Below are 18625 nucleotides of genomic sequence, written 5' to 3' on the forward strand. Positions count from 1 at the left end.
GCTTTCCATTGACGGCCACTATCTCGCGGGCCTAGCTTTGAAGCATTCCAAAGTGAAAGGCGCATATGGCGCTCACTTGAGGAAAATGAATATGCGCGATTCTGGATTAGATCGGGCAATTCAACTGGCGGGAGGCGTCGCCGAGCTCGCCCGCAGAATAGGCATACGCCAACCCTCAGTATCGAACTGGAGTCGGGTTCCTGCCGAACGTGTGACTGCGGTTGAAGCCGTAACCGGCCTATCGCGCGTACATCTTCGTCCCGATCTTTATAGCGAGTTAGCCGTGACTGATCAGGTCCACGACATTGATGTGGGCCGTGCCCAGGAATATGCGCTGCTCGCCACGCTGTTGTCACAGGCTCCCTCGGCGAAATTGATCACACAGATCGCCAAGCTGCGCGGCGATGCGAGCCCGCTTGGAACGGCTCATGCCCATCTTGGAGATGCTGCAGCGAGGGCCGATCCTGCCGCTGTCGACCGCGAATACTTTGATCTCTTCGTCGGTCTTGGGCGTGGCGAATTGATGCCGTATGCCTCGTTCTATTTGACTGGATTTCTCAATGAACGGCCGCTGTCGCATCTGCGACAGGATTTGGCTGCGCTTGGTATCGAGCGTGTCGAGAACAATTTCGAGCCGGAAGATCATGCGGCGACACTCTGCGAGATCATGGCGGGATTGGCCGGCGGACGTTTCCCCGCGTCCGAGGCTGCCCAGCGTGAGATGTTCGAAAAGCATTTGGCGCCATGGATGGGCCGTCTGTTCACTGACATGGAGAATGCAGCGGCTGCGGATTTCTATCGATCGGTCGGCTCGCTCGGCCGGCTCTTTCTTCAGATTGAAGCGGAGGCCTTCATGCTCGCCGATTGAGCGGGCAGTCGAACGGCCCCAATGGAGGACGTGCGATGAAAGAGGACGACAAAGCTGCCGTAGGCCGCCGCAGTTTTCTGCGTGGAGTCGGCATCGGCGCGCTCGGTGCCGGAGCGGCTGTCGTATCGCCGCTGATGCCTGAGGCAAAAGCTGACAGCGAGACGAACGATGAGAAGCGCAAGGCGCGCTACAACCCCAATTCGCCCGACATCAAAGCGTATTACCGCGTGAATCGTTACCCCAAATAGCGGGAGGCGGCCGTGCTGATCAAAAGAACCCAACGACAAAACTCGCAGGCAATGCGTCAAGGTTCGGCGGCGGGCACGTTGGCCGATCGAGGACAAGGTTTCGATCGCCGGACGTTTCTGCGCCGGTCTGGCCTGGCCGCAGGTGGCTTGGCTGCCTTGAGCACGTTATCACCCGGAAGTGTCCGCAAGGCCGAAGCGGCAGCGGCAGGACCGCTGACTTCGGGTGCAACCGTTCGCAAGAGTATATGCACCCATTGTGCCGTCGGTTGTACCGTGACCGCAGAAGTGCTGAACGGCGTCTGGATTGGCCAAGAGCCGAGTTGGGATTCTCCGATCAATCGCGGTTCGCATTGCGCCAAGGGCGCGTCCGTGCGCGAACTGGTTCACAGCGATCGCCGCCTTCGCTATCCGATGAAGCTTGTCAACGGACAATGGACGCGCCTCTCCTGGGATGTCGCGATTGACGAGATCGGCGACAAGCTGATGCAGATTCGCGCGAAGTCCGGCGCGGAGTCGGTCTATTGGCTCGGCTCAGCCAAGATGACGAACGAAGCTTCGTATCTATTCCGAAAGCTCGGTGCCTATTGGGGTACCAATAACACCGACCACCAGGCGCGCATTTGCCATTCGACGACGGTGACCGGCGTAGCAAATACCTGGGGCTACGGCGCGATGACGAACAGCTTCAACGACATTCGTAATGCCAAGACCCAGATCATCATGGGCGGCAATCCGGCCGAAGCTCACCCGGTCTCGCTGCAGCATTTGCTCGAAGGTGCCGAACTCAACAAGGCCAATCTTGTCGTCATTGATCCACGTCTGACGCGCACCGCCGCGCATGCGACCGAATATGTGCGGCTGCGGCCGGGCACCGACATTCCGGTGCTGTACGGCATGATGTGGCACATCCTGAAGAATGGCTGGGAGGACAAGGAATTCATCGAGCAACGCGTCTACGGCTTTGATGATATCCGCAGAGAAGTCGAGAAGTGGCCACCGGACGAGGTCGAGCGCGTGAGCGGCGTGCCCGGTGCGCAACTCGAGCGAGTCGCGAAAATGTTCGCGACCGAGAAGCCGGCGACGCTGATCTGGTGCATGGGCCAGACGCAGCACACGGTCGGCACAGCGAACGTCCGTGCGAGCTGCATCGCGCTTTTGATGACCGGAAATGTCGGCAAATCCGGCACTGGCGCCAATATCTTCCGCGGTCATGACAACGTGCAGGGCGCGACCGACGTCGGCCTCGATGTCGTGACGCTGCCGTTCTATTACGGCCTCGCGGAAGGCGCCTGGAAGCATTGGTCCCGAGTCTGGGAGACGGATTTCGAGTGGTTCAAGTCGCGCTTTGACGATCCGAAGATGATGAATATTCCCGGCATTCCGCTGACGCGCTGGTTCGACGCTGTGCTTCTGCCGCAGAGCGATGTGGCCCAGAAGGACAATGTGCGGGCTATGTTCGTGCAAGGTCATGCCAGCAACAGCATCACCCGCATTCCGGAATCGATGAAGGGGCTGAAAGCGCTCGAGTTGCTGGTGGTTGCGGATCCTCACCCAACCACCTGGGCTTCGCTATCGGTGCAGGCGGGCCGCAAGGACAACGTCTATCTGCTGCCGATCTGCACGCAGTTCGAAGCAACGGGTTCGCGCGTCGCATCCAATCGCTCGCTGCAATGGGGCGAGCAGATCGTGAAGCCGATTTTCGAATCGAAGGACGATCTCGAACTGATGTATCTGGTGGCGCGCAAGCTCGGCTTCGCGGACAAGATGTTCAAGAACATCAAGGTCGAGAACAATCTGCCGGAGGCGGAAGATCTTCTTCGCGAGATCAACCGCGGCAGTTGGTCGACCGGCTATTGCGGTCAGTCGCCGGAGCGGCTCAAGGCGCATATGAAGAACCAGGACAAATTCGACCTGGTGACGATGCGTGCGCCGAAAGATCTGCCGGAGATCGGCGGTGATTATTATGGGCTGCCGTGGCCATGCTGGGGCTCGCCGGAGGTCCGGCATCCGGGCACGCCGCTGCTCTACAACACCAATCTCGCCGTGATGGACGGCGGCGGCTGCTTCCGTCCGCGGTTCGGATTGGAGCGCGAGGAAAAGCTGCCCGATGGCACGACCCGCAAGGTCAGCCTGTTGGCCAATGGCTCCTACTCGAAGGATTCGGAGATCAAGGACGGCTATCCGGAATTTACACTGGCCAGCCTCAAGAAGCTGGGCTGGGACAAGGACCTGACTGACGCCGAAATGGCGGTGATCAACAAGGTCAGCCCGGCTAACCCGGACACGGTATCGTGGTCGACGGATTTATCTGGCGGCATCCAGCGCGTGGCGCTGAAGCACAACTGTGTGCCATACGGCAACGGCAAGGCGCGGATGAACGCGTTCGGTTTACCGGATCCGATCCCGGTGCATCGCGAGCCGATTTATACGCCGCGCGCCGAACTTGTGGCGAAGTATCCGACTTTGCCGGATGCCAAGCAGTTCCGTCTACCCAATATCGGTTTCTCGGTGCAGAAGGCGGCGGTGGACAAAGGCATTGCGAAGCAATTCCCGCTGATCCTGTCTTCCGGCCGGCTTGTCGAATACGAGGGCGGTGGCGAGGAGACGCGAACCAACCCATGGCTCGCCGAACTGCAGCAAGACATGTTCATCGAGATCAACACGACGGATGCCGCTGACCGCGGCATCAAGGACGGCGGCTGGGTCTGGGTGACCGGTGCGGAAAATGGTTCGAAAGCACGGATGAAGGCGCTGGTAACCCCGCGGGTCGGCAAAGGTGTTGCCTGGATGCCGTTCCATTTCGGCGGGTGGTTCGAAGGTAACGATCTGCGCGGCAACTACCCGAAGGGCACCGATCCGATCGTGCTCGGCGAAAGCGCCAATACGATCACAACCTACGGATACGATCCCGCGACCGGTATGCAGGAGCCGAAAGTCACTCTTTGTCAGATCGTCGCGGCATAAGGAGCAGCAGTCATGGCCCGGATGAAGTTTCTCTGTGACGCGGATCGCTGCATCGAGTGCAATGCCTGCGTCACCGCCTGCAAGAACGAGCACGAAGTGCCGTGGGGGATCAACCGCCGACGCGTGGTGACCATCAATGATGGCAAGCCTGGAGAGCGGTCGATTTCGATGGCGTGCATGCATTGCACGGACGCGCCGTGTGCGGCTGTCTGCCCCGTCAATTGTTTCTACACCACAGCCGATGCCGTCGTGTTGCACTCCAAGGATCTCTGCATCGGCTGCGGCTATTGTTTCTACGCGTGCCCGTTCGGTGCACCGCAGTATCCGAAGCTTGGAAATTTCGGTTCACGCGGCAAAATGGACAAGTGCACGTTCTGCGCTGGCGGCCCTGAGGCTGACGGTAGCAAGGAAGAATATGAGAAGTACGGCGCCAATCGCCTCGCTGAAGGCAAACTGCCGCTATGCGCTGAGATGTGTTCGACCAAATCACTTCTGGCCGGCGATGGCGAGATCATTGCCCAGATCTACAAGGAAAGAGTGACGAAGCGCGGCTACGGCTCGGGCGCATGGGGCTGGAAGACAGCCTATCGGGAGACCATCGCCTCGTAACTCATAAGGTCGAAATGGCTGCATGGGCACGCAGCCGACGGAAATCGAGGGAGAACGCTCATGGCGTCTTTTGCAAGGTATCTCCGTTTTGTAGCTGGCGTCGCAGCTTTCTTCCTCATGATTGCACTATCCGTTCCGGCGGCTGCCCAGCAATCTCCACAGGTTGATCCGACTGCCCGCGCGGTTCATGAGCAGCAACTGTTGAAGGAATTCGATCGTATTCAAGGGCGTGTCACTATCCCGGACACGCGGTCAGGTGTTCTGGAGCAACCGGCTGGCCGCGATTGGCGATATTTTCGTAACGTGACGCTGCGCTGGATTGGTGGAATTGCAATTCTTGGAATGCTTGCCGTCCTCGTCATCTTCTATTTGATGCGCGGCATGGTCCGTATCGCAGGTGGGCGTTCCGGGCGAACCATTGTTCGTTTCTCGGGGTTTGAGCGGTTCGTACACTGGATGACTGCGACCTGCTTTATCATTCTGGCCATTTCAGGTTTGAACATCACCTTCGGGCGGCCGCTGTTGCTGCCGCTGATCGGACACGATGCATTCTCCGCATGGTCGCAGTGGGCGAAGTACGCCCACAATTATCTGAGTTTCCCCTTCACCATCGGTGTTATCCTCATTTTCCTGATGTGGATTGGCGGCAATATTCCCAACAAGGTTGATGTTGAGTGGCTCAAGGCGGGCGGCGGCATTGTTGGCGACAGTCATCCGCCGGCCTATCGATTTAATGCCGGGCAGAAGGCAGTTTACTGGATCGTTGTGATCGGGGGCGGCGCAGTCGCCGTCACCGGCTATCAGTTGATGTTTCCGTTCTATGTCACCAACATCGAAGGAATGCAGCTTGCGCAGATCGTCCACGCTGTTGTGGGCGTGCTGTTCATCGCCGTCATGCTAGCGCATATCTACATCGGCACCATCGGAATGGAGGGTGCATTCGAAGCAATGGGCGAGGGAACGGTTGATCTGAATTGGGCGAAAGAACACCACAGCCTATGGCTTGAGGAGGAGCGCGCGCGAATGGACGCTAATAAAACGCACCATCAGCCGTCATCAACACCGGCGGAATAATGGCACGGAGACAGACGCAGAACTTTAGACGATTTGGGCTTTTTTGGAGGATACTTCATGAAAGTTTTTTTGCTGGCATGTAGTTGTGCTGTCGTGATCGCACTTGTGGCGGTCGGAGGCTTGAGTATCGTTCAGGAGCCTGTCAGCGTCGCCTTCTCAACATCAGCCGTGCGTCTTTAGCGCCATCGCTGTATTGCCTCTGGGGACTTAATCAAGGGTAGGGGGACGGTGAGGGCGTGTCTGACGGGCTCGGTTGCACAAGCTGACCCGGAGTAGCCAAAGCTCTCGTCCACTGTCGACGTCGATGTCACAAAAGCTGCCGGTTCGCTTCCGCCCCAATTTTGAAGTGCAACCGCACAGATGTCGAATGTCGGTAAATGTCGCTATGCGAACATAGCATCAGCTGACAAGCTTTCTTCGAAAAGCTATCCAGTTGCTCTGGCCGATAAGGAGCCAAGTTTATCGGCTCTAGAATATTGATTCTGGCCCAGAGCAGCCGTTTCAACGGCCATATGTTTTCATCGTGGCAGGCGCGTTTTTTTCGGGTAACGCGTTTCATGCAAACACTTATTCGTCGCAAATGGGGTTAGCTAAAACTACGGGAAAAGTATTTCTCCGATAGATATCGGAATGATTCCATGTAACTTCTATCGAGAGATTCTCTCTCTGATCGTAACGCTGGTCTTCTTGGCGATAGTTCGAATTTATTGGCTTTAAATGTCTTTTTGCGGGCCCGTATAGGACGGCTTCGCTGGGAGTTTAAAATGAAGTTTTACCGTGGGTTGGCCCTCGTGACGATTTTCTGCGGTAGCACTGCTATCGCAACTGCTCAAACTCTCCCATCGTACATGGCCCCAATTTCGGGTCGCGTGACATCGACGGATGCCGAAACGGCTACCAAAAATGTGCTGGCGCTCAACACCACCATGTTCGAACTCTATGGTGACGCCGCGAAGGTTTTTCAGGCCAACATTCTCGCTAAGCACCCAGTGATCCTCGGACTGTTTTCGGGGGCCGGCGGCCGGTTTACGCTTTATCGGCCGGGTCAGCCGCCGCTGGACGCGCCGTCGGTGCCAATGGTCTATCAATTGCTGAAATCGGTCGGCCATAGCACGATGGCACTGGCCGAGGTGGTTGGGCCGTATGTCGACAATCCTGACAACAAATCGTGGCGCGGAGCATTGCTGGCATACCGCAGCCGGATGCAGTCTGCGCTCGATGGTCTGGATGCAACGGACATGCCCGCCGATTGGCGCGACAACAACCGTGTCATTCTCCAGAACAATATCGCTTTCATGGATGATTGCGCCGCGAAGGGCGTCATAAATTTCTCGGCACTCGAAGCCTTCAGCAAGAAGCAGGGGCCTTATCTGGCCAAGAACGTCGCTTGGGCTGCTCAAACTCAGGTCAAGCACTGGATGACGGTTCTTGCCGACTGGAAGGCCATGCTCGGCGCTGATTGGGACAAGGTGTATGCAGCCAGCAATACGATTTATGTCGCCCGCCAGAACAACGTGCTGTTCAGCGTGCTGGCGCAATTCTTTCCGCCCGAAGCCGTCAACGATCGTCTGCTCCTGATTGAGACGGTCTCCTTCACCACGACGCAGACTGACATGCTGGATTCGCTGACGCGCATCATAGCGGACCGCTCGGTGGGCTCATTGTTCTTCGGTAACTATCACTTGATGGACTACGAGCTGATGGGAGGCGATGCGCGCACCGCAATCATTGCGGAAACGGAAAAGCGTGGGATGAAGCCTTTCCTGCCGCCTGCAGTGCCGTTCGGCTCACACCAATGGCCGACGCTGATCACGCCCGGGCCGGGACCTGCATCTATCGCGGATTTGAAATAACGGATGGACGCATGCGACCGCAGCGCGATTTTGGGAGGTCGATCGTTCGGGTGGCCGGCTTCATCGCCGGAGTGACATTTTTGCTCGTTGCATACCTGCCTTCAATCGCAGGCGCGCAGGATGCGATCGACAGCGTCACCGGCTTTCCGCGCGAACCCATCCCGGTTGTGCACTGGCCCGCGGGGAAAAAGGTTGCTGTCAGCTTTGCTCTGTTCGTCGAGGAATTCGGCTTCGGCCAGGGTCCGGTTTTTCGGCCCGATCTCGCGAGCCGTAACCCCGACCTCGTGAATGAGGCCTTTCGGCAATATGCGATCGACTATGGCATCGCCCGAGTCGGCCGAACGTTCAAGGATCTCGGTGTCCCACTCACCATCGTGCTGAATGCGGAGTTCGTCGGCGCGCATCCTTCGGTATGGAAAGAACTTCGCGCCTCACAGCCGAACGCGCCGATCGTGGCTCACGGCATGAATAACACCAGTCATATGCTGCCGCTCGGTCGCGGGCTTGCCGAGCAGAAAGCCTATATCCACCAAACCCTCGACCTGATCGCGAACACCACGGGAGTCAGACCCGTCGGTTGGTCATCTCCGAGCGTATATTCCAACGCCGATACAATGCAGGCGACTGCCGCAGAAGGAATTTCATATACGCTCGATCAAATGGATTCCGATGTCATTTCGCGACTAAAGACTCCGAGTGGTCCTTTGATGCTGTTGCCGTATCCGGTTGTCACCGTTGACATGGGGCAATTTCTGGCGCGCGCGAAGTCTCCGGTGGAGATCGAACAGCTTTGGCTCGATTATGTGCTTGAGCTTGCACGCGAGGGACGTACCGATCCTGCCCGTCCGGCGACGGCCGTCGTGATCGGTATCCATCCTTTCGTCGTCGGTACCCCTGACGGCGCAGCCATGATGCGGCGCGTTCTTACACGCCTCAAGGAAAACGACACGGTCTGGCTGACCGATACGAACGCGATCCTGACTGCGATGGCGCAGCAGCCAGCAGATGCGCATAAGTAAGGCGCTCCGTGAGAACGGCTCAAGGGTGAAAAGATGACGCTGTCGCGGCGCGAGTTCGTAAAATGGGTCACGGCGAACGGCATTGCACTTAGCCTCTCGACACTGGGGTATGCCCGGGAAGCTGATTTTGCCTCGCATGAAACATTGCCCGGACGCCAGAACTGGAATCCGGCCGCGAACGGGTTGGGTCGCGTGGACGGCTTCGCGAAGGTGACGGGTGCGAAGCTCTATGCATCTGACTTCCGTGCGTCCGATCTTCCCGGCTGGCCCAAGACAACAGCCCATGCGCTGCTCATCAGGGCGCCAGATGCCACCCATGTTTATACCGGCATGGATCTCGCGCGTCTGACCGGCGCGATGAAGCCTACGGTGGTCGTCACCGCGCAGGATCTTGAGAAAATAGGGGCTCGCGTTCCTGAATTCTACGCAGGCGATCTGTTCTGCCCGATTGGCAAGACGCCGCTCTATCTCGGTCAGCCCGTGGCACTTCTCCTGTTTGAAGCATTTGATGCATTCGACCAGGCGAGGCTTGCGCTGCGCGACGGCACATTCGTTCAGTTCGCTGAGGAAACAGGTCCGGTCGGAGCGCCCGACTATGGCGCATTCCGCTTCACGCGCGTTGCGGGCGCAACGCCGGATGCTCCTGACGTCTATTCGCCGTTGCAAGCAGGCTGGGTAATGCCACGCCGGGTCCAGAATTCGGCGCTGCCGGTCTGGTCGTCGGCTGCTCAACCTCGAACGGCTTACGCAAAGGCGGCGATGCTGGGAGAAAAAATCCGCGCCGAGCTTGCAGCTAAAAATCCTGACATGCTCGTGCTGGACCGGGAATTCGAGACGCAATCGGTCGACCCCATGTTCCTTGAGCCCGAATCCGGGCTCGCCTGGTACGACTTGGCCAACAGTAAACTCGAACTCTTGCTCGGTGTGCAATCGCCCTATGAGGCGACCGAGTCGATTGCCCATTTGCTGGGGAAAGCGCGCGCCCCTTTCAAACCGGCTCGCATCAACGCGCAGTTCGCTCATATTGGCGGCGGGTTTGGAGGGCGGGATCATACACCTTTTATTCTCTACGTCGCTCTTGCGGCGATGTTCCTTCCGAACCGGCCGATCCGGCTTGCGCATGATCGCTATCAGCAATTTCAGGCAGGGATTAAACGTCATCCCTTCAAAATGCGGTCCCGGATCGGCATTGATCGCGCGAGTGGCAAGATCACGGCATTCGCAGCTGACCATGTGCTGGACGGAGGAGGGCTCGCCAATTTTTCGGCCAATGTCGCGACAGTTGCAGCCACGGCCGCAATCGGCATCTACGATGTTCCCAAAGTCGATGTCACGACGGTTGCGCGGCACAGCCGAGGGGTGACTGCCGGATCGATGCGCGGCTATGGCACGTTGCAAACGATGACGGCGCTCGAGGTGTTGATCGATGAGGCCGCGACAGCGCTGCCGCTTGATCCGATTGAATTCAGGCGACGCAATGCGCTCAAGCCGAACGGCCGGACTATGACGGGAAATCCGTATAGCGTCTCGGTGCGCACCACGGAAATTCTGGACAAGCTTGAAAAGCATCCGATCTGCCGAGATCGAACGCAAGAAAAAGCCAGAACACAGAGGGATGGTACACTTGTCGGTACCGGGGTTGCCTGTGTTACCAAGGACTACGGCGCCGGCGCGGACTGTTCGCTGGGGCGCGTGGAAATCGACCGGGATGGCCGGATTGCGATCTATTGCGACCATGTCGAGATGGGAAATGGTATCGGCACTGCGCTGGCCAACCGCGTGGCGGTCCATCTCGGTGGGATCGCGGATGAGGTCGCGGTCGCGCGCGTTGATACTTACGCAGCACTCGAACTCGTAACTTCTGGCGATGCCTATACTATGGACCAGAAGACGCAGGATATCGCAGCGAAGAATCCGCGCTGGGTGCCTGCCATCAGCTCTCCGACGAGCGCCTCCATTGGCGCGCATGTGGGGACGCATTCTGCGGCCGAGGCTGCTCGCGTGATCTTTCGTTTCGGCTTGTGGCCCGCGGCGCTCGCTATGTGGAATATCGCTCCAAACGATGCGAGAGCGAAAGACTGGTCCAAAGCAAGCTGGAAAGATGGGCAACTCGTGATGCCGGGCGTGCGGCCGCTGGCGTTACCGTCGCTCGCCGCCGCTGCGCATGCGCGCAACCTCGTGACCGGTGCTATCGCACACAGTTTTTCACGATGGGCATGGTCACATGCACGTTTCCCGGTATCGGGCGAGCAGTGGGCTGGCGACATAGATGCCCTGGCGATCCGCAAGGGTAATGGGCGGTTTCAGCGGCTCAATCGTAACCATGTCAAATTTCCGCCGACCGACAACAACCGGATCGGCACGGTCTATACCTCGATGTGCGGAACGCTTGTCCGTGTGGAAATCAAGCGCGCGACGGGAGTGCTGCGTATCGCGAAAGCCTATAGCGTTTTCGAGTGCGGGCAGGCGTTGGTGCCGGAAGTCGTGCTGGGACAATCGCAGGGCGGCTTTGCGATGGGCGTGGGTTATGCATTGCTTGAAACATTGCCTCCATACGAAGGTGGCCCGGGCAATGGTCAATGGAATCTCGGCCAGTATCTTGTGGCGCGTGGATCGGATTTGCCGCTGCATGATCTCGAGATCGAAATGCTGCCACCGTTGACGCCGGACGAACCTCCCAAAGGCATGGCGGAGGTCGTCATGATCCCCGTCGTTCCCGCGATTCTGAACGCCATCTTTGACGCTACCGGGCATCGATTCCAATCCTTGCCGGTTACCCAAAGCGTCCTCAAGGGAGCGCTTACATGATGATGCTCGCCGTGACGATCAACGGGCATGCTCATGGCCCGACAGAGGTGCGCGACGATCTCACCATGAATGATTTCTTGCGTGAGCATCTTGGGATGACTGGTACCAAGTTCGGTTGCGGCGCTGCGCAATGCCTGAGTTGCGCGGTGATCGTCGACGATCCGGACGGGACGAGTTACACGCGCCCGACCTGTATCGTCGCTGCCACCGAATTCAACGGCAAGGCAATCCGCACTGTCGAAGGCCACGCAAAAGATGGGCAACTTTCGTCTCTGCAAAAATCCTTCGTCGAGCATTTCGCATTTCAATGTGGCTATTGCACCGCAGGATTTCTCAATGAAGGACAGGTGCTGCTGGAGCGTCTTGCAAAGGCGCCTGTCCCTCGCGCGGAGCTTGAAAACACGATTGCCGAGGCATTCGACGGGCATCTTTGCCGCTGCACCGGTTACATCAAGTACCACCAGGCCGTGCGAGATGTGGTTCTGGCTGAAGCGCACCGCTATCTCAAATAACGGCTGACGGAGCGAATGAGATGACGGCCGGGATAAGAACGTACGCTTTAGCGCTTGCTGTTTTGATGACGTATATGCTGGCGGCCTATGCCGTTGTCCCGACTCCATCGAACGAGCTTGCTTCTCCGGAAAGCTTTTCCTCGATCCCGGATCAACCGGCGCGCTCGGCAGCAATATTTACGGAGCTTGGCAAGGTTCTCACGAGTCCCCGCTGCGTCAATTGTCATCCTGCCGGCGATCGACCCCATCAGGGCGATCTGGGCCGTCCTCATCAGCCTCCGGTCGAACGAGGAGCCGATGGTCTGGGAGCCGCGGCGATGCGGTGTCCGATCTGTCATCAGAAAGCGAATTTCGAGCCGGGCCGTGTGCCGGGCCATCCGGAGTGGCATCTAGCGCCGCGTGAAATGGCGTGGGAAGGCAAGACGATCGGTGAGATCTGCGTCCAGATCAAGGATCCAGCACGCAACGGTGGCCTGAAGCTGGAAGATCTTATCCATCACATCGGGGAAGATACTCTGGTTGGCTGGGCTTGGGCTCCGGGCTTCGGTCGTACGCCTGCTCCAGGGACACAGAAGGAAGCGCGTGCGCTCGTCGAGGCATGGATCGGGACCGGCGCGGTTTGCCCGTGAAGTCGAGGGTCGTAGCGTAGTTCGCGGCATGCGGAATCGACGATCTCACGGCTTTATGCTTGATCGCGAGACGGGGCGCTTTGCAGCGGAAAGATTTCCAACCAGAAGAGCAGGTGATGTTGATGTGACATCCTACTGCGGTTGAGCGTCTAACTCCTGCTTAAGAACATCGATCAGTTCTTGATTGGTTGTCTCAATGCGAAGATATCCGTTCCAAGTTACCGGGCCGACTTTGGCTTGATTTGTCGTGAGATTGTTTCGGAGGACCGAGAATTGCTCTCTGTGGCGAGGCGGAATGAGCAGTTCCATCTTAAAAACCTCCACGGCTATGACTCTCGGATGAAAAAGGAAACCGAGATTTGGGCTGCTGCAATCGCTGACGTCCGCTTTACCGAGACAACTCATACGAAGATTCGCCATTTCGAATCGCTAGCTGCCATACCAAATGGGATTTCTGGCCAGAGTATGTCACTCATTTAAGGTTGGGATTCGAAGGGCAGGCGAGGAGCGAGAGGCACAGTTAAATCGCCGGGGCGAAAACGATGTCGTTATTGCCCCTAAGACGGTGATCTGAAGTGCTATGATGGTGACAGTCTTGGCTGCGAGCGTCTATTCTAGGATCATTCGAGGTCCATTCGCTCACTCTAATTTATGAGCTTAGGCATCCGCCTAAAGCGGCACGTCCTTGTCGTCGAGCAGGATGCGTTCTGCGGCGCCGTTGAGGTCGTCATATTGCCCGTTGCGGAGCGCCCACATGAAGGCGCCGAGACCGGCGAGACCGAGCAGCAGTGCGACGGGAACGAGAAACAGGAAATTGTCCATCACGCATGCTCCATGATAGTTGGAGAGATGTGCGTTACATATCCCGGATAGCAATCCGCGCCTGGATCAGAACCTCGCCGTCCTTGTTGACGTCGTTCGCCACCGTCAGTGCGGATGCCTCCGGCGGAGGTGCAACACATCATCGGCTTCTCCAACGCCCCCTTCACGATGAATACTGGCGCGAAGGGCTTTCACGACCCGGCGGCGCAGCGCCGCTGAGTAATTCAGGTCAGGTCGCCTTCGCGGCAACCGGAGCAGCTTTCATCGCTTCATAAGCATGCCAGGTGCCATGCCCAAGCACCGGGAACACAACGATCAAGCCGAGCAGGCCGGTGGCGAGGGACAGCAGGAACAGTCCCAGTACAATCGCGCCCCAGGTTAGCATGACTGGCAGGTTCTTGCCGACTAGCGCGAAGCTCGTGCCCATCGCGGTCAGCGCATCGACGCGTTGCTCGAGCTGCATTGGAATCGAGAAGGCGCTGATGGCGAAAGAGAAGGAGGCGAACAATGCACCTACGGCGCTGCCGACAATCAACATCGCCCATCCGATCGGCGTGGAGAATAGCATCGCGGCGACATGGTCGAGGCCGGGGAAGGGCAGCAGCCCGAAGAACAGTGCGTAGATGATGACGGCAGCGCGCATCCAGACCAGCATCAGCAGGCACAGCAGTACGCCTGTGAACAGGATTTGTGGCCCTGCAGCTGGGCGCACGAAGATCATCCGCGTCAGGCTAACAGGTTCGCCGTGCGCGATCTGCCGGCTCTTGGCGTAGGTGCCGATCGCGAGCAGCGGCCCCATCACCATGAATCCGGCGAGTGCCGGAAACAGGATGTAATCCCGGCCAAACAGGAACAGACCATCGATGATCGCTGCCGACAGGAGAAAGATCAGCATGCCATAGGCAATGCTCGGGCCGGGCACGGTGCGGAAATCCCGCCAGCCCTGCGCGAGCCATTTGAATGCGGTTGCGGACGGCAGATTGCGCGCCCAGCGGTTTTCGTGTGGCAGTGGCGGAACTACTGCCGGAATGACAACCATGTCAGCCCCCGTTTATTTCGGCGTGCAGGACGATTGCGCGGCGCTGAAAGAGCCGTGCGAGGCGTTACCGTTGCCAAGCCTCAGATGCGATACGCAATCCGGTTGCGATGTTATGGCTACATGCACGAAATGCCAGTTCGCGGCGGCAAAGATGAGAATGATTGCAGTTGCGATCACCCACATCGTCAGGCGGCCGCGGCGGCCAAGGGAAATGCCGGTGCTCATGGCTTCGGACTCCGCAGGTCGGTGATGTAAAGCGCAAGGATCTTGCGGTCGACGTCCGACAGCCGGCCTTCCCATGTCGGCATATGGCCTTGCCGCCCGCCCCAGACGGTGTTGGTGATCGACTGGGTGTCGCCGCCGTAAATCCAGAACGCATCGGTCAGGTCGGGCGCGCCGGCTTCATGGCTGCCCTTGGCGTCCTCGCCGTGACAAGCGACGCAATTCGCGGCGAAGACTTCCTTGCCGGCTGCGATCTTGTCAGCGGGAATGGTTTTGTCGCCGGGGTGGGAGAGGCTGCGGACGAACGCGACCACCTTGTCGATGTCAGGACGCTGCAGGATGCTGTCACGCCCAAAAGCGGGCATTTGCGAACTGCGGCTGTCCGGATGAGCGGAGTTGATACCGACGCGGATGGTCTGGGCGATCTCCTCCGGGCTTCCGCCCCACAACCACGATTGTGTGGTGAGGTTGGGGAAGCCCTTGTTGCCCCTGGCGTCGCGGCCGTGGCAGGCGGCGCAATTGTCGCCGAACAGGGCCCGGCCAGATTCTCGCACCACGTCCATCAGTTGCGGGTCTTTCTGGATATCCGCAAAGCTCTTGCTTTCGATTTGTTGTGTCCAGTGAGCGCGGTCGAGTGCGGCCTGTTTGACCGACTGGGTGACATCGGCGCGGACGTCGTCGCCGAGCAATCCCTTGGTGTAGGTGGTGCCGACCGGCCAGGTTGGCATCAGCACCCAGTATCCGAGGGAGAACAGCGCGGTCGCGAGCAGGAAGAAATAGATTACGCGCGGTACCGGTGTGTTCAGCTCGGTGATGCCGTTCCATTCGTGGCCGGTGGAAAGATGCCCGGTGTAGGGGTCGCGGATGAAATGGTCACCCATGGTCTAGTCCTTCGGAGTCTTGTCGTTGGCGGGACGGTCTTCCTTATCTTCGAGAATGGCGCGCCCAGCGCGATCGAACTTCTTCTTGTTCGAGGGCCAATAAACGTAGATGACGACGGCGGCCGAAAACGCCAGCAGGTAGAATAACCCGTACGATTTGGAGAGCCAGACGAGAACGTCGTGATCGAGGTTCATGGCGTTCCTCCTGCATCCGCGACCGGCTTCCCGGTGATATCGGTCAGACGGCCGAGAACTTGCAGATAGGCCACCAGCGCGTCCATTTCGGTCAACTGACTGGGTTTGCCATCGAAGGCGCGGACGTTGGTGTCCTTGCCATAGCGCTTGGTCACGCCGTCGGCGTCACTCGAATCCGGCGCAGCCTGCCCGTAGGCGTCGGCAGTGGCATTGGCGATCATGTCGTCGGTGTAGGGAACGCCGACAGCACGCTGCGCCTTCAAATGGTCGCCTAGATCGTCGGTCCGCAATTCAGTGCGCGACAGCCAGGCATAGGCCGGCATCACGGATTCCGGCACCACGTCGCGCGGGTTGTTGAGATGGATGACCTGCCATTCGTCGGAATACTTACCGCCGATCCGCGCGAGGTCGGGTCCGGTGCGCTTCGATCCCCACAGCATCGGGTGATCATATTTGGATTCAACTGCGAGCGAGTAATGGCCATAACGCTCCACCTCGTCGCGCAGGGTGCGGATCATCTGCGAGTGGCACGCATAGCAGCCCTCGCGGATGTAGATGTTGCGTCCTGCGAGTTCGAGCGGCGTATAGACGCGCATGTTCGGCGCGTCTTCCACCGTCTGGTGGATGGTGAATAGCGGCGCGATCTCGAACAGGCCGCCGACGCTGGCGACGGCGATGATCATCAGCACCAGGCCGATCGACTTGCGCTCGAGGCGATAGTGAAATCCAAACATCGACATCGGCTTTACTCCCCCGGCTGCAGCGCAGGCGCGCCTGCAAGCTCGGGATGGTCGGTAGCGGGTTCGGTCGCAATATGCGGCACGGCGCGGATGGTCATCCAGATATTGTAACAACCGATGACGGTGCCGATCAGGAACAGGAGGCCGCCGATCGCGCGGGCGATGTAATAGGGATGCATCGCGACGAGCGAGTCGACGAAGGAGTAGGCGAGTGTGCCGCTCTCGTTATAGGTCCGCCACATCAGGCCCTGAATGATGCCGGAATTCCACATCGCGAAGACGTAAGTAACGGTACCCGCCAGCGCGAGCCAGAAATGCGCCTCTACAAGACGGGCCGAATACATCGCTGGACGTTTCCACAGCCACGGCACGGAGGCATAAATTGCGCCGAAGGTAATCATCGCCACCCAGCCGAGCGCACCGGCATGGACATGGCCGATGGTCCAGTCGGTGTAATGCGACAGTGCATTGACCGGACGGATCGCCATGAACGAGCCTTCAAACGTGGTCAATCCGTAGAACACCGCTGCGACCATCATGAAGCGCAGCACGGCGTCGTCGCGGACCTTGTGCCATGCGCCGTTGAGCGTCATCAGCGCGTTGCCTGCGGACACCCAGGACGGAATCAGAAGCATCAGCGAGAAGGTCATGCCGAGCGACTGCACCCATTGGGGCAGAGCCGTGTAGTGCAGATGGTGCGAGCCTGCCCACATGTAGAAGAAGGTAATGCCCCAGAAGCTGATGATCGACATCCGGTAGGAGTAGATAGGCCGCTCGGCGCGCTTGGGCATATAGTAGTACATCATGCCAAGAAAGCCGGACGTGAGGAAGAAGGCGACGGCGTTGTGGCCGTACCACCACTGGGTCATCGCATCCTGCACGCCAGAGAACAGAGAGTAGCTTTTCACGCCCGCCCACGACACCGGGACTGCCAGGTTGTTGACGATGTGCAGCATCGCCACGACCAGGATGAAGGCGAGGTAATACCAGTTGGCGACGTAGATGTGTGGTTCCTTGCGATGCGCCAGTGTGCGCATGTAGAGGATGAAGTAGACCACCCACACCACGACGAGCCAGATATCGGCATACCATTCCGGCTCGGCATATTCCTTCGACTGCGTGATGCCCATCAGGTAGCCGGTCGCGGCGATGACGCAGAACAGGTTGTAGCCGAGAAGAACAAACCACGGGCTGAGCTGGCCGGGAAGGCGCGCACGGCAGGTGCGCTGCATCACATAGAACGATGTCGCGATCAGCGCGTTGCCGCCGAATCCGAAGATCACGCCGCTGGTGTGAACGGGGCGCAGGCGGCCAAAGCTCGACCATCCGGCATCGAAGGTAAGGTTGGGATTGACCAGAAGCCACGCCACCCAGTCGCCGACGAACATCGCGACCACGGCCCAGCCCATCGCGAGCAGAATGCCGACCTTGCTCGGGTCATCGTAATATTGGTTCAAGCGATCGGGAGAAGGTTCGGGAGAGTAGTATCCGGAGCCGACCCAGAAGATGCCAGCGAGTGCCGCGACCATCACCAGCGCGCCATGGACGCTGAACAGATCGGCTCGGCCTGCAATGGTCATCACCGCGCCGGCGATGAACATGATAAGCAGAATGACGAGGCCTGACTCGCGCTCGTCTTTGGTGAGTTGTTCGATCATTCGCATCGTTATCTGCCCCGCATCGGCGAATACCTGCTTGCCGCAGGCAAAGGATTCAAGGGTCGCGACGTTTTCGGAAGGAATCGAGCGCGACGTGCGCAACATATTCTAGAGCGTTTCAGCATGCCGTCATTCGGAATGATGAAAGAAGGTGATGACAATTTATCTGGCGTTGCGGCACGATTTTTGAGCTAACGCAAAATATACAGGAAGTTGAATAAAATTCGATCAGGCCGTTGCCTTATCGAGAGTATTACGCGCAGGCGCAGTTGATCTATTCCGCTGTGAATGCGGACTTCCCCGATTATTTCGGAGCGTATGTCTCGCCCAACCACAGTGATCGCCTGACTGGCCACCTTGGTGCGGCCTTCGCAGCAAATAGGGCAATCGCAGTACCCTCAATTAGGCTGGGCAACTCCTCGACACCTCTGAGAGTGGTTGTATAGACTATGAACCTGAGGAAGGCCCGGCACTAAATGGAGAG

Annotated in this window: 17 protein-coding genes; 10 read left to right on the forward strand and 7 right to left on the reverse strand. The window is 58.5% G+C overall.

Annotated elements, in window-relative coordinates; translation table 11 throughout:
• Positions 1 to 91: 91 nt before the first annotated feature.
• The 10 genes from HMPREF9697_RS18820 (at position 92) to HMPREF9697_RS18865 (ending at position 12584) form a co-directional block, all read left to right on the forward strand.
• A complete protein-coding gene (locus tag HMPREF9697_RS18820) occupies positions 92 to 868 on the forward strand; it encodes a molecular chaperone TorD family protein (RefSeq protein WP_002718845.1) in 777 nt (258 codons plus the stop codon).
• 35 nt (positions 869 to 903) lie between these two features.
• Positions 904 to 1116 carry a twin-arginine translocation signal domain-containing protein gene (locus tag HMPREF9697_RS18825; protein WP_002718846.1) on the forward strand — a complete coding sequence of 71 codons (213 nt, stop codon included), beginning with the start codon at positions 904 to 906 and terminating at the stop codon, positions 1114 to 1116.
• A 12-nt stretch (positions 1117 to 1128) separates the two neighbouring features.
• Positions 1129 to 4080 (forward strand): formate dehydrogenase subunit alpha, encoded by a 2952-nt coding sequence (locus HMPREF9697_RS18830; RefSeq protein WP_002718847.1) that lies wholly within the window; start codon positions 1129 to 1131, stop codon positions 4078 to 4080.
• A gap of 12 nt (positions 4081 to 4092) precedes the next feature.
• Positions 4093 to 4689, forward strand: coding sequence for a formate dehydrogenase FDH3 subunit beta (gene fdh3B / locus HMPREF9697_RS18835; protein WP_002718848.1), 597 nt, complete (start codon positions 4093 to 4095; stop codon positions 4687 to 4689).
• A 60-nt stretch (positions 4690 to 4749) separates the two neighbouring features.
• Positions 4750 to 5763 carry a formate dehydrogenase subunit gamma gene (locus HMPREF9697_RS18840; protein WP_002718849.1) on the forward strand — a complete coding sequence of 338 codons (1014 nt, stop codon included), beginning with the start codon at positions 4750 to 4752 and terminating at the stop codon, positions 5761 to 5763.
• 764 nt (positions 5764 to 6527) lie between these two features.
• Positions 6528 to 7616: a hypothetical protein gene (locus HMPREF9697_RS18845; RefSeq protein ID WP_002718850.1), complete on the forward strand. Its 1089-nt coding sequence runs from the start codon at positions 6528 to 6530 to the stop codon at positions 7614 to 7616.
• Positions 7617 to 7627: 11 nt separating this feature from the next.
• Complete coding sequence (locus HMPREF9697_RS18850; protein WP_002718851.1) at positions 7628 to 8635, forward strand: polysaccharide deacetylase family protein; 1008 nt, start codon at positions 7628 to 7630, stop codon at positions 8633 to 8635.
• 33 nt (positions 8636 to 8668) lie between these two features.
• A complete protein-coding gene (locus tag HMPREF9697_RS18855; RefSeq protein WP_002718852.1) occupies positions 8669 to 11443 on the forward strand; it encodes a xanthine dehydrogenase family protein molybdopterin-binding subunit in 2775 nt (924 codons plus the stop codon).
• Positions 11440 to 11955, forward strand: a complete 516-nt coding sequence (locus tag HMPREF9697_RS18860) for a (2Fe-2S)-binding protein (protein WP_002718853.1) — start codon at positions 11440 to 11442, stop codon at positions 11953 to 11955. Before HMPREF9697_RS18855 ends, HMPREF9697_RS18860 begins: the two co-directional genes overlap by 4 nt.
• Positions 11956 to 12020: 65 nt before the next feature.
• Entirely contained in the window at positions 12021 to 12584 is a 564-nt protein-coding gene (locus tag HMPREF9697_RS18865; protein WP_051053958.1) for a hypothetical protein, read from the forward strand.
• A gap of 669 nt (positions 12585 to 13253) precedes the next feature.
• Here HMPREF9697_RS18865 and ccoS read toward each other — a convergent pair.
• The 7 genes from ccoS to ccoN form a co-directional block, all read right to left on the reverse strand.
• Positions 13254 to 13406, reverse strand: coding sequence for a cbb3-type cytochrome oxidase assembly protein CcoS (ccoS, locus tag HMPREF9697_RS18875; protein ID WP_002718856.1), 153 nt, complete (start codon positions 13404 to 13406; stop codon positions 13254 to 13256).
• 229 nt (positions 13407 to 13635) lie between these two features.
• Positions 13636 to 14445 (reverse strand): DUF2189 domain-containing protein, encoded by an 810-nt coding sequence (locus tag HMPREF9697_RS18880; protein WP_002718857.1) that lies wholly within the window; start codon positions 14443 to 14445, stop codon positions 13636 to 13638.
• A gap of 12 nt (positions 14446 to 14457) precedes the next feature.
• Positions 14458 to 14670, reverse strand: a complete 213-nt coding sequence (locus HMPREF9697_RS18885) for a hypothetical protein (protein ID WP_002718858.1) — start codon at positions 14668 to 14670, stop codon at positions 14458 to 14460.
• On the reverse strand, positions 14667 to 15548 hold the full coding sequence (gene ccoP / locus HMPREF9697_RS18890) for a cytochrome-c oxidase, cbb3-type subunit III (protein WP_002718859.1): 882 nt from the start codon (positions 15546 to 15548) through the stop codon (positions 14667 to 14669). Before ccoP ends, HMPREF9697_RS18885 begins: the two co-directional genes overlap by 4 nt.
• 3 nt (positions 15549 to 15551) lie before the next feature.
• The gene (locus HMPREF9697_RS18895; RefSeq protein WP_002718860.1) at positions 15552 to 15743 is read right to left on the reverse strand and encodes a cbb3-type cytochrome c oxidase subunit 3; all 192 of its coding nucleotides are present in this window, start codon (positions 15741 to 15743) and stop codon (positions 15552 to 15554) included.
• Positions 15740 to 16477, reverse strand: coding sequence for a cytochrome-c oxidase, cbb3-type subunit II (ccoO, locus tag HMPREF9697_RS18900; protein WP_040308036.1), 738 nt, complete (start codon positions 16475 to 16477; stop codon positions 15740 to 15742). The genes HMPREF9697_RS18895 and ccoO overlap by 4 nt, the downstream gene beginning before the upstream one ends.
• Before the next feature lie 11 nt (positions 16478 to 16488).
• Positions 16489 to 18141, reverse strand: coding sequence for a cytochrome-c oxidase, cbb3-type subunit I (gene ccoN, locus HMPREF9697_RS18905; RefSeq protein WP_172583907.1), 1653 nt, complete (start codon positions 18139 to 18141; stop codon positions 16489 to 16491).
• Positions 18142 to 18625 lie beyond the last annotated feature (484 nt).

Origin of the sequence: Afipia felis ATCC 53690, from assembly GCF_000314735.2 — a bacterium.
Classification (GTDB): Bacteria; Pseudomonadota; Alphaproteobacteria; order Rhizobiales; family Xanthobacteraceae; genus Afipia; species Afipia felis.

Excerpts from the sequence above, each read along its gene's own strand:
- HMPREF9697_RS18820 (WP_002718845.1), top strand. The coding sequence starts at position 92 with ATGCGCGATTCTGGATTAGATCGGGCAATTCAACTGGCGGGAGGCGTC.
- HMPREF9697_RS18825 (WP_002718846.1), top strand. The coding sequence starts at position 904 with ATGAAAGAGGACGACAAAGCTGCCGTAGGCCGCCGCAGTTTTCTGCGT.
- fdh3B (WP_002718848.1), top strand. The coding sequence starts at position 4,093 with ATGGCCCGGATGAAGTTTCTCTGTGACGCGGATCGCTGCATCGAGTGC.
- HMPREF9697_RS18840 (WP_002718849.1), top strand. The coding sequence starts at position 4,750 with ATGGCGTCTTTTGCAAGGTATCTCCGTTTTGTAGCTGGCGTCGCAGCT.
- HMPREF9697_RS18845 (WP_002718850.1), top strand. The coding sequence starts at position 6,528 with ATGAAGTTTTACCGTGGGTTGGCCCTCGTGACGATTTTCTGCGGTAGC.
- HMPREF9697_RS18850 (WP_002718851.1), top strand. The coding sequence starts at position 7,628 with ATGCGACCGCAGCGCGATTTTGGGAGGTCGATCGTTCGGGTGGCCGGC.
- HMPREF9697_RS18855 (WP_002718852.1), top strand. The coding sequence starts at position 8,669 with ATGACGCTGTCGCGGCGCGAGTTCGTAAAATGGGTCACGGCGAACGGC.
- HMPREF9697_RS18860 (WP_002718853.1), top strand. The coding sequence starts at position 11,440 with ATGATGATGCTCGCCGTGACGATCAACGGGCATGCTCATGGCCCGACA.
- HMPREF9697_RS18865 (WP_051053958.1), top strand. The coding sequence starts at position 12,021 with ATGACGTATATGCTGGCGGCCTATGCCGTTGTCCCGACTCCATCGAAC.
- ccoS (WP_002718856.1), bottom strand. The coding sequence starts at position 13,406 with ATGGACAATTTCCTGTTTCTCGTTCCCGTCGCACTGCTGCTCGGTCTC.
- HMPREF9697_RS18880 (WP_002718857.1), bottom strand. The coding sequence starts at position 14,445 with ATGGTTGTCATTCCGGCAGTAGTTCCGCCACTGCCACACGAAAACCGC.
- HMPREF9697_RS18885 (WP_002718858.1), bottom strand. The coding sequence starts at position 14,670 with ATGAGCACCGGCATTTCCCTTGGCCGCCGCGGCCGCCTGACGATGTGG.
- ccoP (WP_002718859.1), bottom strand. The coding sequence starts at position 15,548 with ATGGGTGACCATTTCATCCGCGACCCCTACACCGGGCATCTTTCCACC.
- HMPREF9697_RS18895 (WP_002718860.1), bottom strand. The coding sequence starts at position 15,743 with ATGAACCTCGATCACGACGTTCTCGTCTGGCTCTCCAAATCGTACGGG.
- ccoO (WP_040308036.1), bottom strand. The coding sequence starts at position 16,477 with ATGTTTGGATTTCACTATCGCCTCGAGCGCAAGTCGATCGGCCTGGTG.
- ccoN (WP_172583907.1), bottom strand. The coding sequence starts at position 18,141 with ATGATCGAACAACTCACCAAAGACGAGCGCGAGTCAGGCCTCGTCATT.